The sequence below is a fragment of the Paenibacillus sp. PK4536 genome (assembly GCF_028594455.2).
Taxonomy (GTDB): domain Bacteria; phylum Bacillota; class Bacilli; order Paenibacillales; family Paenibacillaceae; genus Saccharibacillus; species Saccharibacillus nuruki.
In genome coordinates this window covers 1367868-1387609 of the sequence record NZ_CP126313.1, presented here as the reverse complement: position 1 = coordinate 1387609, position 19742 = coordinate 1367868, and the positions used below count along the sequence as shown (strand labels likewise).

The 19742-nt window shown below is 40.1% G+C and carries 20 protein-coding genes and 1 tRNA gene; 6 read left to right on the top strand and 15 right to left on the bottom strand.

Annotation, left to right across the window (positions count from 1 at the left end; all coding sequences use genetic code 11):
* The first annotated feature begins 110 nt into the window (after window positions 1-110).
* Both PO903_RS06420 and clpP read left to right on the top strand, forming a co-directional pair.
* Window positions 111-185, top strand: a tRNA-Arg gene (locus tag PO903_RS06420).
* A 355-nt stretch (window positions 186-540) separates the two neighbouring features.
* The gene (gene clpP / locus PO903_RS06415; protein ID WP_069325819.1) at window positions 541-1137 is read left to right on the top strand and encodes an ATP-dependent Clp endopeptidase proteolytic subunit ClpP; all 597 of its coding nucleotides are present in this window, start codon (window positions 541-543) and stop codon (window positions 1135-1137) included.
* Between the two features lie 79 nt (window positions 1138-1216).
* On the opposite strand, the gene PO903_RS06410 is transcribed toward clpP, so the two are convergent.
* Window positions 1217-2383 carry a stalk domain-containing protein gene (locus tag PO903_RS06410; protein WP_273592911.1) on the bottom strand — a complete coding sequence of 389 codons (1167 nt, stop codon included), beginning with the start codon at window positions 2381-2383 and terminating at the stop codon, window positions 1217-1219.
* 355 nt (window positions 2384-2738) lie between these two features.
* Window positions 2739-3503 (bottom strand): SIMPL domain-containing protein, encoded by a 765-nt coding sequence (locus PO903_RS06405; RefSeq protein WP_273592910.1) that lies wholly within the window; start codon window positions 3501-3503, stop codon window positions 2739-2741.
* A 292-nt stretch (window positions 3504-3795) separates the two neighbouring features.
* Here PO903_RS06405 and PO903_RS06400 point away from each other — a divergent pair, with 292 nt between their 5' ends.
* Entirely contained in the window at window positions 3796-4257 is a 462-nt protein-coding gene (locus tag PO903_RS06400) for a stalk domain-containing protein (RefSeq protein ID WP_069325822.1), read from the top strand.
* A 70-nt stretch (window positions 4258-4327) separates the two neighbouring features.
* On the opposite strand, the gene PO903_RS06395 is transcribed toward PO903_RS06400, so the two are convergent.
* From PO903_RS06395 to PO903_RS06360, 8 genes are all read right to left on the bottom strand, one after another.
* Window positions 4328-4597, bottom strand: coding sequence for an HPr family phosphocarrier protein (locus PO903_RS06395; RefSeq protein WP_069325823.1), 270 nt, complete (start codon window positions 4595-4597; stop codon window positions 4328-4330).
* A 148-nt stretch (window positions 4598-4745) separates the two neighbouring features.
* Window positions 4746-5684, bottom strand: a complete 939-nt coding sequence (gene whiA / locus PO903_RS06390; RefSeq protein ID WP_069325824.1) for a DNA-binding protein WhiA — start codon at window positions 5682-5684, stop codon at window positions 4746-4748.
* 5 nt (window positions 5685-5689) lie between these two features.
* Window positions 5690-6682, bottom strand: a complete 993-nt coding sequence (mgfK, locus tag PO903_RS06385) for a gluconeogenesis morphogenetic factor MgfK (RefSeq protein WP_069325825.1) — start codon at window positions 6680-6682, stop codon at window positions 5690-5692.
* Window positions 6683-6694: 12 nt separating this feature from the next.
* The gene (rapZ, locus tag PO903_RS06380; RefSeq protein WP_069325826.1) at window positions 6695-7588 is read right to left on the bottom strand and encodes an RNase adapter RapZ; all 894 of its coding nucleotides are present in this window, start codon (window positions 7586-7588) and stop codon (window positions 6695-6697) included.
* Between the two features lie 52 nt (window positions 7589-7640).
* The gene (locus PO903_RS06375; RefSeq protein ID WP_069325827.1) at window positions 7641-8588 is read right to left on the bottom strand and encodes an ROK family glucokinase; all 948 of its coding nucleotides are present in this window, start codon (window positions 8586-8588) and stop codon (window positions 7641-7643) included.
* 302 nt (window positions 8589-8890) lie between these two features.
* Window positions 8891-9844, bottom strand: coding sequence for a thioredoxin-disulfide reductase (gene trxB / locus PO903_RS06370; protein ID WP_069325828.1), 954 nt, complete (start codon window positions 9842-9844; stop codon window positions 8891-8893).
* A 49-nt stretch (window positions 9845-9893) separates the two neighbouring features.
* A complete protein-coding gene (locus PO903_RS06365; RefSeq protein WP_273592909.1) occupies window positions 9894-11273 on the bottom strand; it encodes a tetratricopeptide repeat protein in 1380 nt (459 codons plus the stop codon).
* 168 nt (window positions 11274-11441) lie between these two features.
* A complete protein-coding gene (locus tag PO903_RS06360; RefSeq protein WP_069325830.1) occupies window positions 11442-12389 on the bottom strand; it encodes a ribose-phosphate diphosphokinase in 948 nt (315 codons plus the stop codon).
* Window positions 12390-12629: 240 nt separating this feature from the next.
* Here PO903_RS06360 and PO903_RS06355 point away from each other — a divergent pair, with 240 nt between their 5' ends.
* From PO903_RS06355 to PO903_RS06345, 3 genes are all read left to right on the top strand, one after another.
* Window positions 12630-13151: a MarR family winged helix-turn-helix transcriptional regulator gene (locus tag PO903_RS06355; protein ID WP_069325831.1), complete on the top strand. Its 522-nt coding sequence runs from the start codon at window positions 12630-12632 to the stop codon at window positions 13149-13151.
* Between the two features lie 138 nt (window positions 13152-13289).
* Window positions 13290-14600 (top strand): HlyD family secretion protein, encoded by a 1311-nt coding sequence (locus PO903_RS06350; protein WP_241669441.1) that lies wholly within the window; start codon window positions 13290-13292, stop codon window positions 14598-14600.
* Entirely contained in the window at window positions 14584-15852 is a 1269-nt protein-coding gene (locus PO903_RS06345; RefSeq protein ID WP_137225551.1) for an ABC transporter permease, read from the top strand. Before PO903_RS06350 ends, PO903_RS06345 begins: the two co-directional genes overlap by 17 nt.
* A 95-nt stretch (window positions 15853-15947) precedes the next feature.
* Here PO903_RS06345 and hisJ read toward each other — a convergent pair whose 3' ends face one another.
* The 5 genes from hisJ to hisH form a co-directional block, all read right to left on the bottom strand.
* Window positions 15948-16772 carry a histidinol-phosphatase HisJ gene (gene hisJ / locus PO903_RS06340; RefSeq protein WP_273592908.1) on the bottom strand — a complete coding sequence of 275 codons (825 nt, stop codon included), beginning with the start codon at window positions 16770-16772 and terminating at the stop codon, window positions 15948-15950.
* A gap of 18 nt (window positions 16773-16790) precedes the next feature.
* On the bottom strand, window positions 16791-17528 hold the full coding sequence (gene hisIE, locus PO903_RS06335; RefSeq protein WP_273592907.1) for a bifunctional phosphoribosyl-AMP cyclohydrolase/phosphoribosyl-ATP diphosphatase HisIE: 738 nt from the start codon (window positions 17526-17528) through the stop codon (window positions 16791-16793).
* Window positions 17525-18283, bottom strand: coding sequence for an imidazole glycerol phosphate synthase subunit HisF (gene hisF, locus PO903_RS06330; RefSeq protein WP_273592906.1), 759 nt, complete (start codon window positions 18281-18283; stop codon window positions 17525-17527). Before hisF ends, hisIE begins: the two co-directional genes overlap by 4 nt.
* A 28-nt stretch (window positions 18284-18311) precedes the next feature.
* Window positions 18312-19043 carry a 1-(5-phosphoribosyl)-5-[(5-phosphoribosylamino)methylideneamino]imidazole-4-carboxamide isomerase gene (hisA, locus tag PO903_RS06325; RefSeq protein WP_193555971.1) on the bottom strand — a complete coding sequence of 244 codons (732 nt, stop codon included), beginning with the start codon at window positions 19041-19043 and terminating at the stop codon, window positions 18312-18314.
* A 72-nt stretch (window positions 19044-19115) separates the two neighbouring features.
* Window positions 19116-19742 (bottom strand): imidazole glycerol phosphate synthase subunit HisH, encoded by a 627-nt coding sequence (gene hisH / locus PO903_RS06320; protein ID WP_273592905.1) that lies wholly within the window; start codon window positions 19740-19742, stop codon window positions 19116-19118.

Below are 19742 nucleotides of genomic sequence, written 5' to 3'. Positions count from 1 at the left end.
AACTATTCTGTGAGAGGTTGATGTTATCGTTTTTCTTGATTATGGTATGAATCGTCAACTTGCTTTTTATAGGTAGATATCCTATAATCAATCGTACTGCTGTTTTACGTGCGCCCGTGGTCCAATGGATATGACGTAGGCCTCCGAAGCCTGAGATCCAAGTTCGATTCTTGGCGGGCGCGCCATTTTAATTAAGTTATAATGTAGTATTGTTTTTATGATCAATACGATTATGTACGTACTTATATGTTCTATCCTATCGTAGAAGTATTTGCGCAACATTAAGTGAATTACCTATAAACGCAGAATACCCTTCAACCAGCCGATGCTGGTTATTTTTATACCCAAAATTAGGTTGCTCTCTTCTTCATTAACCTATTTTGCAGAAGTTCCTTCACTTTTGGTCAGGATAGTTTGACTTTCTTTGACTTTTGGTTTGAATTATCCTATAATGTGGTAAGAACAATGAGTATCTTCTAATACAATATTTGATCTATAATTATTCTATTGATGATGTACAACTTTGAAGGAGGGTTTCTAGTGAGTTATATTCCAATGGTCGTTGAACAAAGCAGTCGTGGGGAACGTGCCTATGACATTTACTCTCGTCTGTTAAAAGACCGCATTATTTTTCTCGGTTCTGAAGTCAATGATGTTGTAGCCAATGCGATTATCGCACAATTGCTGTTTCTGGAAGCCGAAGACCCGGAGAAAGACATCCACCTATATGTTAACAGTCCAGGCGGTTCGATCACTGCGGGAATGGCTATTTACGATACAATGCAATTTATCAAAGCTGATGTATCTACCATCTGTGTAGGTATGGCGGCAAGTATGGGCGCATTTTTACTTAACGCTGGTGCTAAAGGTAAACGTTTTGCATTGCCTAACAGCGAGATTATGATTCACCAACCACTTGGTGGAGCACAAGGACAAGCAACAGATATCGAAATCCGTGCTCGTCGTATTCTTAAAATGCGTGATAAATTGAATAAAATTCTAGCAGAACGTACAGGTCAACCGTTGGAACGTATCGAAAAAGATACAGACCGCGATTACTTTATGACTGCTGCTGAAGCAAAAGATTACGGTATCGTTGATAAAGTGATTGAAAATACACCTCCACAAGGGGTATAATTTTACTCCAGCATGCTGGAACAACACGCGAAAAAGCCTCCGGGGTATAAACCGGAGGCTTTTTTGTATACTTTTTTATTTAAGCTTTGTATGCATCAAGTGGATTCACGCCTGATGGCAACACTTGTTTGAAAGTAATCGGGAATTCTGGCATACCTGCTGCATAAGGTGCGATATCATATTGTTGGAAAAACAGAGTGATTCCGCTATCTGTTAAATAGTATCCTTGATTAGCAGCAATTCCTTTAAAACTATCTTTAAAGTAAAGATCTCCATTTTTTTTCATTTGAGCATTGATAATTTTGTCGATATCTTTACGATAATTGCTATTGGATTTGAGCAAGTCGCCTAATTGAATTTGCTTGCCATCTTTTAATGAGAATGTCATGCCTGTTTGTATAGAACTACCATGCGCCCCACCAAGATATTCATAATCAGTCACTAGGATACTTAGTACACCATTACGATTGTACGTTATTTTATAACCACTATCGATTTCATAAGTGATAACTGAATCTTTAGGAGGTGCACCAAATTCTTTAGCTTGTTTTTGTACTTTTTCTAAATACGTTTGAGCGTGTGCTGCAAAAGCTTTATTAATCGCTGCTTCAGCTTCTGCATTGTCTAGACCGGATACCACTGGATATTTAATATTGGTCTCTGTATAACTGTTCGTTTTGGTTGGTTTTAGAGTGGTTGTTGTTACTTCAATATTGTTTAAGCCCTCTTTGGTTATATTTACAGTACGTGTAGCACCATTCCATACCGCACGATATCCCAATTGATCTGTCACCGCTTTGATTGCTACATAAGAAGTACCGTTGACTATTTTGGCATCATAACTATCCCCAATGGTACTACCATCCAATGTCACAAATACACCGTCATCTGAACCTGATCCTAGAGCAAAAGATGCTTTGTGTTTATCTTTTGTCACTGTTACTGTTTTCTCTTTCGCATTGAAAGTGACTGTAGCACCGATTGCTTTGGCTGTATCTTTCAAAGGAAGCAATGAGCTACCATTGGCACTTACAATCCCTGTAGTTGCAATTGCTTTGCCTTCCACTTGTACATGAATAGCTGACTTCGCATTCGAAGTAGAAGCTTTGGTTGTTGCAGCTTGTACCGTAGAAGAAGTACCTGGCAGAACTGTTACTGTTCCCACCGTTGCCAATGTGGTTGCTAACAAAAATGCAGATATTTTTTTCAAATGTGTTTTAGATGTATTATTTTGAGTTGTTTTCATAAATCATCTCTCCCTTATCATATGTATCATGTTATATTTGGTTTAACCTTTATCATTATACTGTGAACAACCATAGATAGATTTACAAATAACTAAATATCAATTTACAACATAGTCACGATTGCTATAGTAAAAATGATGAAACTGTAAGACATTTTAAGCACAATTGGCTAAATATAGAAAAAACGCTTACCCTGATCGCATACACATTGAACAGGATAAACGTTTCTAATTTGAGGATAGTTCTACTTTAGTAAACTTCTACTATACTGAAACGATACGTGGATTTGCACGTATAATTAGTTACAAATCTGATTATTTTGTCAAAATCAGATTCAATTGTGGCTCCATACTATTAATTCATAGAGTACTGCACATTAAGTGTAGCATTTAATTCGATTGTACCTGGTTCGATAGCTGTACTCGCAGCAGCAGAATCTTCTGTTGCTTTAGCACTTTGTCTCTCCATATAGACTACAGGTGGTGCACTCACTCCTGGATCACTAACAGACAATAGGCTTCCTAGTGAAAGGTTAGCTGCTTTGGCAATCGATTGTGCTCTTGCTTTGGCATTAGCCATCGCTTTAGCAATAACTTGCTCTTGGTAGGTATCTTCATTTTCGATACCAAAACTCACAGATCCAACATTATTCGCTCCTGATTTAGCAGCAGCATCCAACAACGAACCTAGTTTGTCCAGATCACGGTAAGTCACTTGTACACTATGATATGCCGTATACCCTGTAACTTTTTGCTGGTCTTTACCGTTATAGTCATAGTTGGGTTGTACATAGAATTGAACACTCTCAATATCCGCAGCTGGAATCTTCCAGTCTCCTTTGAGTAAAGTATTCAACTTCGCCATTTTCTCAGCATTAGCCGATTGCGCTTTGGCTGCTGTTGTAGACGTTGTTTGTACTCCGATCGATAGGTATGAAATATCGGGTTTGACGGTTAATTTACCTGTACCGCTTACGTTAATCACGCCTGTTGCTGTTGCAGGAGCAACTGTCTCAGCAGCATACATCGTCTGACTAGGCAGTGCTATAAGTGTTCCCATTCCTGTTAATAGTGTACCTGCGATCATCAATGAAGCTAAGGATTTACTTGTTTTCTTCATGCTACTCACTCCTTAAAGGTTATACCTACTAAACGATAAGGCGTGAATAAAAGTTGCATCGTTCATGATTTAACGCTCTGTTTGAAGAAGAATGATCGTTTATTTTGCTGAAGAATAACAAGAATAGAGAGAAGATATTGTCTATTTCACACAACAAGTTACACATTGTTCAAGTTCATCGTGACAAGTTAGATTATTTTTTTTATAATCTCATATAATCCCACCATTATGGACTTTAGAGCTATAATGAGTACACGAGATCGGGAACAATAAGAATGAGGGGAGAGTCACCATGTTAAAAAATAAATGTCTATGGGGTTCCATTCTGCTTATGATGGGTATTCTAATCTTTAATACAACAGCTGTTCAAGCTGCCACTCCAGCCAAGCCGCGTGAAGTGAAGTTAGAATGGAATGGAACCCGTCTTCCACAAAATGGACTTTTAATCGGCGGAAATACCATGATTCCAGTAGTCATGTTGCGTGACTCTATTGGAATGACGTTGCGATACGAATCCGGTGTCAAAACATATACATTATTGCAAAATGATGATCAGCTCGATATGATCATGAGCGGTTCTGGCGTTACTATGCGTCTGAACAACCATCAGTGGAATGGACCTGATGCGGAGGTTGTCAACGGACGTATGTATATTCCATTTGCTGTATTGCGAGATGGCTTTGGTTACCAGAGCTCGTGGAATGCTTTTCAGTTGAAATTGAATTTTGCCAAAAAAGGGATCTTCCTGAGCTAAACGAATATCTCTATACAAAAAACCGCCACAGAAATCTGTGACGGCACGCCCTCCATATCGTATGGGGGGCTTATTGGTTTTCTAATTCTTCTTTGCTTACTAGACTGACTAAAGCGTTTACAGCAGATTCTGAATCTGCGCCTTCTGCACTAATGTATACTTCAGTGCCCGAACTGATCGCAAGGCTCATAATGCCCATGATACTTTTAGCATTCACTTTTTTATCATCTTTTTCAACAAAAATCTCTGAAGAATATTTATTCGCTTCCTGTACAAACAATGCTGCAGGTCTTGCGTGTAATCCCGTTTTCAATCGAACAACAACCGGGTGTTTTGTCATGAGATCGTTACCCCCTATAATACATATTCATTACATCTATTGAGCGTACCTAAGTAGCTCACAGTGTTTAATACCATGTTCATAACACTATACCATTATAGCACGCACCGTACTAGAAAAAAATAAAGCTTACGTGAGATTATTTTATTCAAGCATAGTGCTCATTACGCATTTTTTCAGCCATCTCATCTAATTTACGTAGCCGATGATTGACTCCTGACTTGCTGACTCCACCTTTGAGCATTTCACCAACTTCTTTGAGGTTGATATCAGGATTTGCTAAACGGACTTCTGCCACTTCACGTAATTTATCAGGCAATTGTTCCAGTCCAATACGGCGTTGGATAAATTTGATGTTATCGATCTGACGAACCGCTGCACCGATCGTTTTGTTCAAGTTAGCAGTCTCGCAATTGACGATACGATTCACAGAATTACGCATATCTCGCATAATACGGACATCTTCGAATTTGAATAGCGCTTGATGCGCTCCGATAATACTCAAAAATTCAATAATTTTTTCGCCTTCTTTGATATATAAAATAAATCCTTTTTTCCGCTCAATACAGCGAGCATTCAATTCGAATTCATTCGCAAGATCGACGAGCGCCTGACACTGTTCTTCATACATCGAAGCAATCTCCAAGTGATACGATGATCCCTCAGGATTATTGACCGATCCACCTGCCATAAAAGCACCGCGTAAATAAGCACGTTTACAGCAGTTTTTACGTACCATTTCGGTATTGATTCCCGGTGTGAACATAAATCCTTCAGAAACAATTTTGAGCGTCGTCAAAATGCTCTGTACACCCATAGGAATACGAACAATATAGACATTATTTTTTTTGAGACGCATTTTTTTGCGCACTAATAATTCGGTATGCACAGCAAAATGCTTTTTGATCAGGGAATAGATCCGTCTTGCGATAGCGGCATTTTCAGTGGAGATATCCAGAATGACTTTTTTGTTGGAAATCTGCACTGAACCATTCATCCGTATAAGCGCAGACAGTTCTGCATGTTCACAACAGTCATCAGCCTCTACCATCGTTAATTCTTTTTTCGTCTGCGCCGCAAATGACAATGGACTCACCCTTTCGATAACATAGATTTTTTAACTTGCTCATAAATATGATGACTTAACTTATCCGCATCATGACGAAGATACGTACCATAAAGTACCAACTTATCCGCGATCACTTTATAACCCAGCGATTCCACTGTTTCTAGATCCAGAATCACTGGCTTGGCTCCTTGTTCGGCATAGCGCTTTTGCATTTTTAAAGGAATCGGATCGTTGTTCACAATCACATAATCAAATAATCGATGACCGACATGCTCATAGATCGCATTCAAATGATCACTCACCGTGTAGTGGTCTGTTTCTCCTGGCTGTGTCATCACATTGCAAATGAATAGCTTGAGGGCTTTGGAATTTAACATCGCTTCTGCAAGCTTATGCACGAGCAAATTGGGCAACAGACTGGTATACAGACTACCAGGTCCGATCAGAATCGCATCTGCCTGTTCGATCGCAAGTACCGCATCAGGCAAAGGTTCTACATGATCAGGTTCCAGAAAAATACGTTTGATTTTTTTACCGGCTTCGGGAATCTTAGACTCCCCAGTGACGATAGAGCCATCCTCCATCTCGGCGTGTAAAATAACAGCCTGTTCTGCTGCTGGAAGCACTTGTCCTCGCACAGCAAATACACGACTCAATTCTCGAACAGCAGTCACAAAATCACCCGATATGTCTGTCATTGCTGCCAGAATCAGGTTACCTAAGCTATGACCTGCAAGTCCTTCGCCTTTTTGAAAACGATATTTGAGCATGTCTGATAAAAGAGGTTCTACATCTGCTAAAGCGGTAAGTACATTACGAATATCACCGGGTGGCGGCATTTTTAGCTCATCTCGCAGAATCCCTGAACTTCCGCCATCGTCTGCAACAGTGACGATAGCGGTAATATCAAGTGGCTTTTCTTTGAGACCTCTAAGCATAACCGACAACCCTGTGCCACCACCCATAACCACGATTCGAGGACGAACCACAGGTAAAGTGGGTTGTGAAATAGACATATCTTTCACTCCTTAATGCCGATCACGATCAGCATCCCTATGACTAACACGTACTGTTTCTGTTTCACTTGCACCAAGCATACGGCCTAAGTACTCAGAAATCGCAACAGAACGATGTTTACCGCCTGTACAGCCAATTCCTATAATAACCTGACTTTTACCTTCATTCCGGTAATGAGGAATTAAAAAGTGTAGCATATCTAATAATTTGGTCAGAAAAGCTTGTGTTTCCGGCCATTTCATTACATATTCGTAGACATCGCTATCTTGCCCAGTATGAGGTCTTAAGTTATCGATGTAATGAGGATTCGGCAAAAAGCGAACATCAAAAATTAGATCTGCATCGATTGGAATACCGTATTTGAACCCGAATGATGTGACGTTGATCGACAAGCGATTCGATTCCAAGTGAGAAAAGCTAGAAATGATTTTCTCTTTTAATTGAGCAGGTTTGATAATACTTGTATCTATAATTTGAGTCGCTGATGTTTTGAGATCATCTAACATCTGACGCTCTAAACGAATACCATCGAGCGGCATACCTTCAGGCGCTAACGGATGGCGACGTCTGCTTTCTTTATACCGTTGAACCAATACAGAGTCACTAGAATCCAGAAATAAGATTTCAGAATGAATCGTATAATGGTTTTTGATATAATTCAGGGATTCAGACAGAGCAGCAAAAAATTCACGTCCGCGTAAATCGATAACCAATGCAACTTTACCGATTTTACCATTGGATTGCTCTATTAATTCAGCGAACTTTGGAATCAGTACAGGGGGCAGATTATCTACGCAGAAAAACCCAAGATCTTCAAGGCTCTGTACAGCAATCGTTTTGCCCGCTCCAGACATTCCGGTAATAATAATCATTGTGGCTATCGATGAATTTTCGCTTTTGCTCATGCTCAAGTACCCTCCCTTTAACGAATCTAGACTTTGATATGATCTCTATACCTTAACGTAACAATAAACCAGCTGCTCCAACAATACCTGCATCATTACCAAGCTTCGCAGGAATAATTTCTACTCCACGTTGCAACGGTTCAGGAGTGAGTTCAGCAAATACTCTACGGATTTCATTGAACAAAATATCGCCTGCTTTGGATACACCGCCACCGATAATAAAGCGTTCTGGATTCAATGTTGCTGCAACAGCAGCCATCGATTTACCAAGATAAAAAGCAGCACGATTAATAATACGGATACTCACTTCATCGCCTGCTTTAGCTGCATCAAAAATATCTTTTGCAGATACTTTTTCGATGGCAGATAATGATGTATGATCGCCACGTTCTACAGCTTCAACGGCCATACGAACAATACCCGTTGCAGAAGATACCGTTTCTAGACAGCCCATTTTGCCACAACCACATTTAATCGCTTCCAAATCAGGCACAACTGAAATATGACCAATTTCACCAGCTAAACCTGAGAATCCTTGATAAATATGACCATTAACAATAATACCGCCGCCTACACCTGTACCTAGCGTATAACAGACACAATCTGTAATCCCTTTGCCTGCTCCACTCCAAGCTTCACCTAGAGCCGCTACGTTAGCATCATTATCGACACGAATCGTTTTGCCTAGACGTTCTTCCAAAATAGCACGGATCGGCACATTCTGAAAATTGATGTTAGGAGCCATCAAAATAACACCAGCACGAACATCAGTGAAGCCAGCGACACCAGCTCCAACACCTACCACTTGATCCCACTCATAAGGTGATTGCTCTACGATATGACGTACATATTTTTCAATATTACCGATAACCGCATCTGAGCTTTTTTCTTTTTCAGTCGGACCTTCGTACGTATGAAGCAATTCTCCTTCTTGATTACAGATACCTACTTTGATAGCTGTACCGCCAAGATCAACACCAATATAAATATTTTCAGACATATGACCGATCCACCTTTTCCATTCAAAGTTTAATAGTTCATGATTTATAAGATCTCTAACCACTACTATGATTATATGTCATTGTATCATCCTTCTAGACATAGAAAAGTATACAAAATGATGAATAAATATCATATATAGGATTAGGCTTGAAAATATATAAGATAGAACATGATTCAGTTGAATGTACGTATCCCACTATAAGCGAACCTTAGATTCTGGTCAAGCGAACCCACGGCTCTGTTGTCTTGTCTAATCTCACCAAAAAGGGAGCCATAATGGCTCCCTCTCCATCTATGTTTTTACTCGTTGAGTGATTCGCTCCAGTCGTGTACCATACTGCCTTCAAGATACTTCTCACAATCCATTGCAGCCATACAACCACTACCTGCTGCTGTAATCGCTTGACGGTAACGTGTATCTTGCACATCACCACAAGCGAATACGCCTGGGATATTGGTTTCTGTTGTACCTGGAGTAACTGTGACATAACCGTGTCCATCCGTATGGATCTGTTCGCCCAAGAAACCAGTGTTCGGTGTATGACCGATCGCTACAAAGACACCGTCTGCTTCAATGACTTCTTCTTGTCCTGTTTCATTGTTCAGCACTTTTAGACCTTTAACACCCATACCGTCTGATACTACTTCAAGCGGCTTACGGTTTAACTGCCATTTGATCTTAGGATTGCCTTGTGCACGATCTTGCATGATTTTGGAAGCACGAAGCTCATCACGACGATTCACGACTGTTACTTCGGTTGCAAAACGAGTCAAGAAGCTTGCTTCTTCCATTGCTGAATCGCCGCCACCGACAACAATTAGCTTTTTACCACGGAAAAAGAATCCATCACAAGTCGCACATGTACTTACACCGCGACCGATATTGTCTTGCTCTCCAGGAATGCCTAGATATCTTGCAGAAGCACCTGTTGAAATAATCACGGATTCGGCTTCTAACTCGCCCATTCCTTCTACTTTTACTTTAAAAGGACGTTGAGATAGATCAACTTGTTCTACCCATCCTGATTTGAATTCTGCACCAAAACGTTCTGCTTGTTTACGCATATTGTCCATTAATTCAGGTCCCATAATACCTTCTGTAAATCCCGGGAAATTTTCTACTTCTGTGGTTGTAGTCAATTGTCCACCTGGTTGTAGGCCTTCAATAATTAACGGTTTTAGATTTGCACGAGCCAAATAAATAGCTGCTGTTAATCCAGCAGGTCCTGTACCAATAACGATTGTTTTATACATAAATAGAAAACCTCCTTGATGTAGTTAAAAGATATATGTGACAAGCTTTCTAATCTACAATAGGTAGACTAGACTTTGCAAGTTCTGTATCCACTCTAAAATAGTCAGTCGGCAATGTCTGTGCTGTTGTCCATTGTCGTAATACCCGCTTGACTTCAGTACGTAATGTCTCTGAAATCTGTGGCTGGATCAACAATTGGCGTAAAGCTTGATACACTTCATCATTATCATCAAATACGTAAGATTGAAGCGCACGTAGCTGTTGTTGTTCATTTCCATGAGCTAACATATGGAGCAATTGAATATATGTAGGTTCTGCATACATATAATGTTCAATACTCACGCTGGGATACGCTGTACTTGTTGATGGAGATAACAACTGATACTGATAAGAAGGCATCAACTCACCAAGCTTAATCTGTTCCAAATGTTCCATATAAAATGCAGGCACTTCCGCTTCTGGCTCAAAGCGCAAAATCATCTGCCATAACTTTTGAGCTTCATCTACCTTTTGCAAATGACAGGCTGCTGTTGCCGCATAATGATAAATCGCCCATTGATGAATCGATTCTTGCTGTTTGATCAGCTTGCGAAAATACGTGTACGCTAATTGATGTTCCCCCAGCATACCAAGTGTAGTCGCTAACTTTAACAAATGTTCTTGTTGAAAAGGAATCATTCGTTTTAGAATATTCATACGTTGCTTCACTTGTTCTGTCTGTCCGAGATGTTGCATCAAAATCACTTGATTACATAACCCATGCAAATGATACGGATCTTGTAAAAGAACCTCTTCAATCTGTATAGCCGCTTCTGTAATCTTCCCTTGATAGTACAGCGCAATCGCTAACTGATTACGTGCTTCATGCAGATCAGGTTGCACCGCTATGATCTGCTTTAGGCTTTCAGATGCTTCTGCAAAATGCCCTTGCTGCAATAAACGCTGAGCTGCATCATAATCACTCACAGGTAACTGCGTATGTGAATCGGTACTTGATGAACGCTTCAATTCTTTATTCAATAGCTCCATCATTTCGCCAGCCTCGTCTAGAAATTGACCTTCTTTATCTAAATCAAGGTAGGTTAACAATGAAGTCTCTGCTTGTTCAAATTGACTCATATTGGCATAATTATTCGCCATATAAAAATGACATTCAACCATTGCAGGGTCTACGCCGTCCAGAATATCAGCAAGTACTTGGTTCGATCCTTCATAATTACCCATCTCAGATAATATACCCGCTAGATTGCAATGATTCACAGGATTATTAGGTTCATATTCAACAGCTTTTTGAAAATATTTCAATGCCTTGTCATAATGATGACGGTCTAATGAACGGACAGCTCTTTCGAAAAAGAAGTTAGCATCCCAATGAAGAGAGATGACTTTACGCCCATCTTCTTCTACTTTTCGCTTATAATCATTCACCGGATCAAGGCACCTCCTTTGTTTCTATACCACATTTATCAATAGTTATATCATTTATTTAGAATTAGACGACTATGATTGTCATGTAAAAATCATTATCAAGTAAGTATATCATATCCCTCTGACACACTAAAGCTACGGTTCTATCACCCTACTACCAAAGTATAATTAGATCCCTGCATCACTGAATAAAGTAGCGATAGAGCCACCTTCCATAATGATGCGTACGGCATGAGCAAGCATCGGCGAAACCGATAATACAGTTAAGCGATCGAGATGCCCTGGAGGTAAGCTGATCGAATCCGTCACAACCAGTTCACGAATATACGGATGATCCAAACGTTGCAAAGCTGCTCCTGAGAAAAGACCATGGGTAGCACAGACGATCACTTCTTTGGCTCCACGCTCTTTCAAACTTTCGACTACATTAATAATCGTTGTTCCTGTATCAATCAAGTCTTCGATAATAATAGGCGTTTTGCCTTCTACATTACCGATCACATGCGTAATAACCGATTCATTATGTGCCGGACGTTTTTTGATCATCATGGCAAAAGGAGAATCCAGACGATTAGCTAACTTTTCCGCCATAGAAGCTCGACCAGCGTCAGGAGATACCACGACAGCGTCTTCTATTTTTTTCGTTTTAAGATAACCACTGATCAGATCCAGAGCTGTCAGGTGATCGACAGGAATATTGAAAAATCCTTGAATAGCCGATGCGTGCAGATCAATTGTAATCACACGATGAGCACCTACTGTTGTCAGTACATCAGCTACCATTTTGGCAGAAATCGGCTCACGTGGAGCAGACTTGCGTTCTTGTCTTGCATATCCATAATAAGGAACGATGATATTGATTGTACGCGCAGAAGCACGCTTCGCCGCATCAATCATCACTAATAATTGGACAAACATTTCATTGATCGGATGCGATAACGATTGCACCAAAAATACATCCATATTACGAATACTTTCTTCATAATGAACATAGGTTTCGCCACTTTTGAATTGAGATAATTTAATTTTGCCTAGCTGTACACCGAGTCGCTCGGCAATCTGAGCTGCTAACTCCGGGCAAGATGATCCTGAGAAAATACGTAATTTATCTTTCATAAGCGCCTCCTATTTCATATCCAGACTCCGTCAACCTAACATTATATTATCGGTAGTTACAGATAGATTATTTATTTCTATCATACCGGAAACCATTATAAAGCGTTAAAGAAAACCATATTCAGAAACTTTCATAAAATTTTCTTGACTAAATGTAGTACGGAACCGTACAATATGTTAATCAAGTCATAAGCCGTTATTATTGAAATGTTAGTTTTGCCCTAAAGAAAGGTGAAGAAAATGTCGATAATAGAATCATCTGATGAGCATACTCCATCGGAAGAGATGGACAAATTAAGCGAATTAAGTAAATTATACCCTGATTTCAATATCGATTGTATGCGTACTTCGATTTTATTAATTCGTACTTCGCATGAAATATTTAATGAAACATCCACTTTGCTTGCTAGACATGGACTATCACCAAGTAAAATGCGTATTTTGGTGCCATTATTGTTACGCAAAAAACCGCTACAACCTTCCGATCTTGCTGAATATTCAGGTGTAACTCGTTCAACAATGACTGGACTCATTAATGGTCTAGAAAAAGACGGATTAATTCGACGTGGTGCACATGAGGATCGCCGAATGACCTCTATTCATTTAACCGATGAAGGTAAGCAATTGATTCATGACACCCTTCCTATCTATATGGAACAGATTGATAGAATGATGTCTCAGCTAACCGATGATGAACAAAAAGTGCTACATCGTTTATTGTACAAGATTCAAGCAGGACTAGAAACATCTAAACAAGGTTAACTTTTTTTTTGGCAAAGTAATACGGAACCTTACTATCAGCCCCCGTACCATATCTTTTTAAGATAACGTCGAGGAGATAGTTTGAATTTTATATTAAAAAAATGATATTTAATTGATGAAGAACAGGAGCACAAACAAGTGAAAATCGTAAAACTAATCCCTATTGTTGTATTAATAGCTGCCCTAGGTATAGGTGGATACTTACTAACTATGCATGGTAAAGATGCTGTCTCTATGGCTGCTCTCAAAAAAGAAGGTGTCCTCACTATTGATACTGTGAACAGTTCATTTGAAGGACAAGCTGGTAAATTAAGCTCTGTTAAAGTTATCGAAGAGCAACGTGTGAAAAAAGGACAAGTTCTGATGACGTTAGATACCAATGATATTGATTTGCAAATCAAAGGAATCAAAGAACAAATGTCTCAAGTCGATGTCCAAATCAGTCAAGCTAGAAGCTCTTTAACCAGTCAAGCTAATAAATTAGCAGAACAAGAAGCCAATGCTAAATTAAATATTCAAGCGGCTCAACTAGCAGAGACTCAAGTCAATCAAGGCGCTCGTGCCGAAGATATTACCAGCCAAGAAATCGCTGTCGATTCGGCTAAAAAATCAGTTGAAATTGCGAATAATTCAGTGACTTCTGCACAAACGGCCGTATCAGCTGCTCAACAAGCTGCTGATTTCGCTCAAACCAGCTTTGATCGTAACAAATCTCTTTTTGATAATGGATTAGCTACACAAGCGAGTGTAGATAGTGCTCAAAATGCTGTAGATACCGCAAATAAACAATTACAAAGCGCACAAGATCAATTAGCGACTGCGCAAAAACAAGTAGAACTCACAGGTAATCAAGTAAAAGCACAAGAAACTGCACTTGAAAAAATGAAAAATGGAGCAACTGCTGAAGATCGTGAGCAAGCTAGTCTCAAAGTAGCACAAGCTCAACAAGCTTTAAAACAAATTCAACAAGGGCAAGAAGATATCGGTAACGGTAAATACAATATCGAATTATTGCAAAAACAAAAAGATTCATTGCAAATCAACCTAGATACACTAAACGTTCAAAAAAATCGTCGTGTGCTAAAAGCAGCGGTAGACGGTAAAGTAACTCGTGTCGTACCCAAAGTAGGCGAAAATGTTTCTGCGGGTACACCGGTAGTCGTGATCGAAACAGGTAAATTGTATTATGACCTTTATGTTGGCGAAGAAAATATCAAAACGTTCAAAGCTGGCGCTAAAGTGAAAACAGATGTGATTTCACTTAATAAAGATGTACAAGGTACTGTTCGTTATATTACATCTGCACCACAGTATGCTGCTTTGCGGATGAGCCGTGAAAAAGGTCAAGCCGACACAACTTCTTTCATTGTGCGTGTCGATGTGAAACGCACATCTGAATTGCTGCCGGGAATGACGGTGGAGGTTCTAACCAATGAAAGCAATAATTGATGAATTCAAGCTCATTCTGAATGGTAAATTTATTTTCATTATCATTATTGCTCCATTGATTATTTCAGCCGCTTTTGGCTATGTTTTTAAAAACAATCAATTAAATGAAGCACCTGTTGCTGTGGTCGATATGGATCACAGCACATACAGTCAACATCTGATTGAACAACTCGATGCTGATCAGTATATTGATATTAATTACATTACGTACAACTACACAGATCCAAATGATTTTTTGTACAATGAAAAATATTTAGGTGTTATTTATTTGCCAGCAGGCTTAGAGAAAGCTCGCGCTCAAGGGAACCAAAGCAATATTGGATTCTACGTGGATACAGCTTTGTCGACAGCGACTGCTAGCTTGCGTACAGGGGCTACTGAAGTCATCACAGCAGAGAACTCTACTGCTTCTTCAGGAAAGCTTGTAGCGATGGGACTGAACGCTACACAGGCTACTAATTTATCTACAGGACTCAATTTGCAGACTCGATTACTGTATAACCCTACGAATAACATGTTAATGAGTTCAGTTATCGGATTTGTAAATACGGTGTTTCTATCGATTCTAGGTGGAGCCACACTGGGGATCGTACCGCGTCTACGTGAACAAGGTTTACTTGCAGGTATGGTGCAGAAACCACTTAGCATCGTTTTCCGAGTTATTCCTTACTCTTTAATTGCGACAGCTTCGATGTACTTGGTTATGGGTTGTCTCAAACAAGTAGGCGGATTACGATTTGAAGCGAATGTATTTCAGTTATTTATTCCATTCATTATGTATACTATCGCTTTATCGTTGCTATGTATGATGGTCGGTTGGAGTGCTTCCTCTCCTGCCAAAGCAGCAGGTCGAATTACGATGATCCTGTTACCATCCTTTATTTTAAGTGGTGCTCAGATTCCTGTAGCGTTGTTACCACCTATTTTGCAACAGGTCAGTCATGCATTACCTCTATCCTGGCACTTCAAATTTTTACGCGGACTTGGTTTCCGTGGTGGAGATCTAAAATACTTTTCACAAGAGCTAGGTGGATTCTTGATTCTTATCACTTGTATTCTGTTCGTGATCTTCTTACTGATCTTGAACGAGCGTCGTAAAGCACGCAAAGCTGAACGGGATGGTGTGAATACTCTACCTGAAGGACCTACAGATAGCGGTACAACTGTAGTTACATCTGATACTAATGTGAATACAACATCTACTGATTCATCTGCTACTTTACCTTCTGGTGGTAAACCACAAAAAGTATAATCGTACTCGTAAGTACATTTCAAACAAGACCAATAATATAGCATGATATACCATACAAATAACCCTTTAACTGAATTCAGCTAAAGGGTTATTTTTTATCCATTTAAAGGAACAAACGAACGTTGACGTTGTTCAAACACTGCCAATTGCTGCACATTTAACTCTTGCAACAATGCTCTAGCTTCATCCAAATGATCGCTTAATTTCAACGGATCATGAGCATCAGAGCCTAGCGTTAACGGAATATCAAGCGCAATCGCTTGCTCCACGATACGACGACTGGGGAAGATTTCTTTGCAAACTTTAGATAGACCGGATGAATTAAGCTCCATCACCATATCTGCCTGTTTTACCGCTTGCAGCGCCATATCTTCCAGAGCAATACGCTCCTCTGTCTCTTCTGGCAAAGGCACATAACCAAAGCGCTTAATCACATCCAAATGCCCTACAATATCATAAAATCCTGTCGCACACGCTTTGCTGATTGCATCATAATACTGGCGATACACATCCAGTACATGCTTACCTTCCCAACCTGCGGTCTGGCGAAAATCGGAGATATCCCACTCTCCTAGAAAATGAACCGAACCAATCACATAATCAAAAGGATACTGATTCAGAATATGCTGAATCTTCTCTTCATATCCTTCAATATAGTCTGCTTCCAAACCAACTTTGATCGCAATTTGATCACGATACTTTTCTTTGAGCATCAGACATTCTTCAACATAACGAGGCAATTCATCCATAGGCATCGCCATTTCAGGATAATACGTTGCAGGATCGACATGAATCAGTGGCAGATGATCCGATAACCCTAGATGAGACAACCCGATAGCGATACCTCGCTGTACATACTCTTCTAGCTCACCTACAGCATGTCCACAGCGTGCATGATGGGTATGATAATCTATTTGCATAGACTTTCGCCTCCGCTCTTAATCTTTGCGTGGACGCTCATGACGGCGATCCAGTTCAGCCAGTACATCATCTAAAGGCAATTTACGCTCTTGTAATAATACTAACAAGTGATAGATCAGATCACTAACTTCATAACGAAGTTCATCATTATCTTGGTTTTTAGCTGCAATGATCGTTTCAGCCGTTTCTTCGCCTACTTTTTTCAAAATTTTATCGATTCCTTTTTCAAATAGATACGTTGTATACGCACCTTCAGGACGATCACGATCACGGTCAGCAATCATTTGTTCCAGTTCTGCTAAAATGGCAAAGCGATCTTTACCAGAAGCCAATAACGTTGCATCTTGTTCTTCATTATTATTAAATGTTGGTTGATTATCCACTTCATTCACCTCATTATAGAAACAGCTTATTCTGCCTGTATGGCAAGCAGGGCCTTTTGCATGAACCATGACTAATAACGTATCTCCATCACAATCATAAGATAGCGATGTAATCTGTTGGGTATTGCCTGATGTTCCACCTTTATGCCAGTATTCTTGACGAGAACGGCTCCAGAACCATGTCTCTTGAGAGTCTAGAGAGCGTTGTAACGATTCTTGATTCATATAAGCCATCATTAGTACTTGTTTGCTATTCTGATCCTGTACGATCGCAGGTACAAGTCCATCAGCATCCCATTTGATATTAGCGACCAGTTGTTCCCAAGATAAAGACTGATGAATAATCTCGTGTTGAAAATCAGATCCACTCATCGAATCTCCACTCCTTTGTCTTTTAACTGATTTTTAAGCTCAGGAATACCGATCTCTTTGTAATGAAAAATAGTAGCCGCTAGCCCGGCATCAGCTTTGCCTTTAGTGAATACATCATAGAAGTGCTCTGATGTTCCTGCTCCGCCTGACGCAATAATCGGAATATTAACCGCTTCACAGACAGCGGAAGTCAGATCAATATCAAATCCATCTTTGGTTCCATCCGCATCCATACTGGTTAGCAGAATTTCACCAGCTCCACGTTGTTCAGCTTCTTTGATCCATGCCAATGCACGAATACCTGTAGGTTTGCGTCCTCCATGAGTGTACACTTCCCACTCGCCCCATTCCGGGTTGAACTTTGCATCTACCGCAACTACAATACACTGTGCTCCGAATCGCTGTGAACCATCATTGATCAATTGCGGATTGAGCACTGCTGCTGTATTGATTCCGATCTTGTCTGCACCCGCACGTAGAATATTTTTCATATCTTCGACTTTAGAAATACCGCCACCTACTGTAAAAGGAATCGATATTTCACCCGCTGTTCTGCGCACAACATCAATCATCGTTTCCCGGCCTTCAATCGAAGCTGAAATATCCAGAAATATAATCTCATCTGCACCTTCCCGATCATACAGAGCCGCTAATTCTACCGGATCACCTGCATCGCGCAGATTAACAAAATTCACACCTTTGACGACTCGCCCTTCTTTAACATCAAGGCATGGAATAATACGCTTTGCAAGCATGGTTCGCCCTCCTCAAGCTTGATAACATTTACTGAATCGTACGTAAAGCTAATTCCAGATCAATATTGCCTGTATAGATTGCTTTTCCTACAATAGCTCCGCTAATTCCTTCTTCACGACGTGCTGCTAACTTCACTAGGTCATCCAGTACAGTTACTCCACCAGAAGCAATCACTTGTTTACCTGAAGCTTGAGCAATTGCTGCAATCGCATCAATATTAGGACCTTGCATCATACCATCACGTGAAATATCGGTAAAAATAAACGTTTCGGCTCCTTTAGCCGCTAATTCTTTGGCTAACACTTCTGCCTTCACTTCTGAAGTCTCTAACCAGCCACGAGTCGCTACAAATCCATTACGTGCATCGATACCAATTGCTACACGATTGCCGTATGTACCCAATACAGACTCTGTAAATTCACGATCTTCGATAGCGGCTGTACCGATAATGACACGACTGACACCAAGATTCAATAACGTCTCTACATCTGCCAGCGTACGTAATCCGCCACCCACTTGTACAGGTACAGACACAGCATTAGCAATACGACCAATTAACTCATGATTGACAGGATGCCCTGCTTTGGCACCATCCAAATCGACAAGATGGACATATTGTGCTCCTTTTACTGTGAAATCAGTAGCTACAGCCACAGGATCATCATTATAGACAGTTTCCTGATTGTAATCGCCTTGAATCAAACGGACACAGCGACCTCCTCGAATATCAATAGCAGGATAAATAGTAAAAGAAGACAATATGATTTCCCCCTTGATTATATAAGTCATTCGATAAAATATATAAAATCTATTTAACGATTTCTTTTCAACTTAATTCGTTCGCTCAACCGTACATAATGCTAAGAAATTGCGTAATAACAATGTACCCAATTCTCCACTTTTTTCAGGATGAAATTGCATACCGTATACATTATCTCGTCCTACAATGGCGGTAACCGGTTGCCCATAATCACATACAGCAATCAGATCATCTGCATGATCGGGTTTGACATGATACGAATGAACGAAGTATACATGCCCGTTATAAAGGTCACGCACTAGCGGATGATCTGGTTGTTTGTACTCTAGTCGATTCCAGCCCATGTGCGGAATTTTGTAATCACTATCTTCGAACTTCACTACTTTGCCCGGTAAAATATTCAGTCCTTGATGAATACCATGCTCTTCACCTTCTGTAAATAACAACTGCATCCCTAGACAAATACCCAACAAAGGCTTACCACTGTTGGCAACTTCAAGTACAACATGATCCATACCGCCTTCACGAATATGATTCATTGCATCTCCAAAAGCCCCTACACCTGGTAAAACGACACCCTCTGCATTCAGAATCTCATCACGATCGCCTGTGACTATACCTTCATAGCCTAATCGTTCAATCGCTTTGCTGACACTATGCAGATTGCCTATTCCATAATCAACAATAGCGATCGCCAT

What these genes read in the sequence shown, in the direction of transcription:
- PO903_RS06410 (WP_273592911.1), bottom strand. Translation starts at nt 2,383, where the DNA reads ATGAAAACAACTCAAAATAATACATCTAAAACACATTTGAAAAAAATA.
- PO903_RS06405 (WP_273592910.1), bottom strand. Translation starts at nt 3,503, where the DNA reads ATGAAGAAAACAAGTAAATCCTTAGCTTCATTGATGATCGCAGGTACA.
- PO903_RS06400 (WP_069325822.1), top strand. Translation starts at nt 3,796, where the DNA reads ATGTTAAAAAATAAATGTCTATGGGGTTCCATTCTGCTTATGATGGGT.
- PO903_RS06395 (WP_069325823.1), bottom strand. Translation starts at nt 4,597, where the DNA reads ATGACAAAACACCCGGTTGTTGTTCGATTGAAAACGGGATTACACGCA.
- mgfK (WP_069325825.1), bottom strand. Translation starts at nt 6,682, where the DNA reads ATGTCTATTTCACAACCCACTTTACCTGTGGTTCGTCCTCGAATCGTG.
- rapZ (WP_069325826.1), bottom strand. Translation starts at nt 7,588, where the DNA reads ATGAGCAAAAGCGAAAATTCATCGATAGCCACAATGATTATTATTACC.
- PO903_RS06375 (WP_069325827.1), bottom strand. Translation starts at nt 8,588, where the DNA reads ATGTCTGAAAATATTTATATTGGTGTTGATCTTGGCGGTACAGCTATC.
- trxB (WP_069325828.1), bottom strand. Translation starts at nt 9,844, where the DNA reads ATGTATAAAACAATCGTTATTGGTACAGGACCTGCTGGATTAACAGCA.
- PO903_RS06360 (WP_069325830.1), bottom strand. Translation starts at nt 12,389, where the DNA reads ATGAAAGATAAATTACGTATTTTCTCAGGATCATCTTGCCCGGAGTTA.
- PO903_RS06355 (WP_069325831.1), top strand. Translation starts at nt 12,630, where the DNA reads ATGTCGATAATAGAATCATCTGATGAGCATACTCCATCGGAAGAGATG.
- PO903_RS06345 (WP_137225551.1), top strand. Translation starts at nt 14,584, where the DNA reads ATGAAAGCAATAATTGATGAATTCAAGCTCATTCTGAATGGTAAATTT.
- hisJ (WP_273592908.1), bottom strand. Translation starts at nt 16,772, where the DNA reads ATGCAAATAGATTATCATACCCATCATGCACGCTGTGGACATGCTGTA.
- hisIE (WP_273592907.1), bottom strand. Translation starts at nt 17,528, where the DNA reads ATGAGTGGATCTGATTTTCAACACGAGATTATTCATCAGTCTTTATCT.
- hisF (WP_273592906.1), bottom strand. Translation starts at nt 18,283, where the DNA reads ATGCTTGCAAAGCGTATTATTCCATGCCTTGATGTTAAAGAAGGGCGA.
- hisH (WP_273592905.1), bottom strand. Translation starts at nt 19,742, where the DNA reads ATGGCGATCGCTATTGTTGATTATGGAATAGGCAATCTGCATAGTGTC.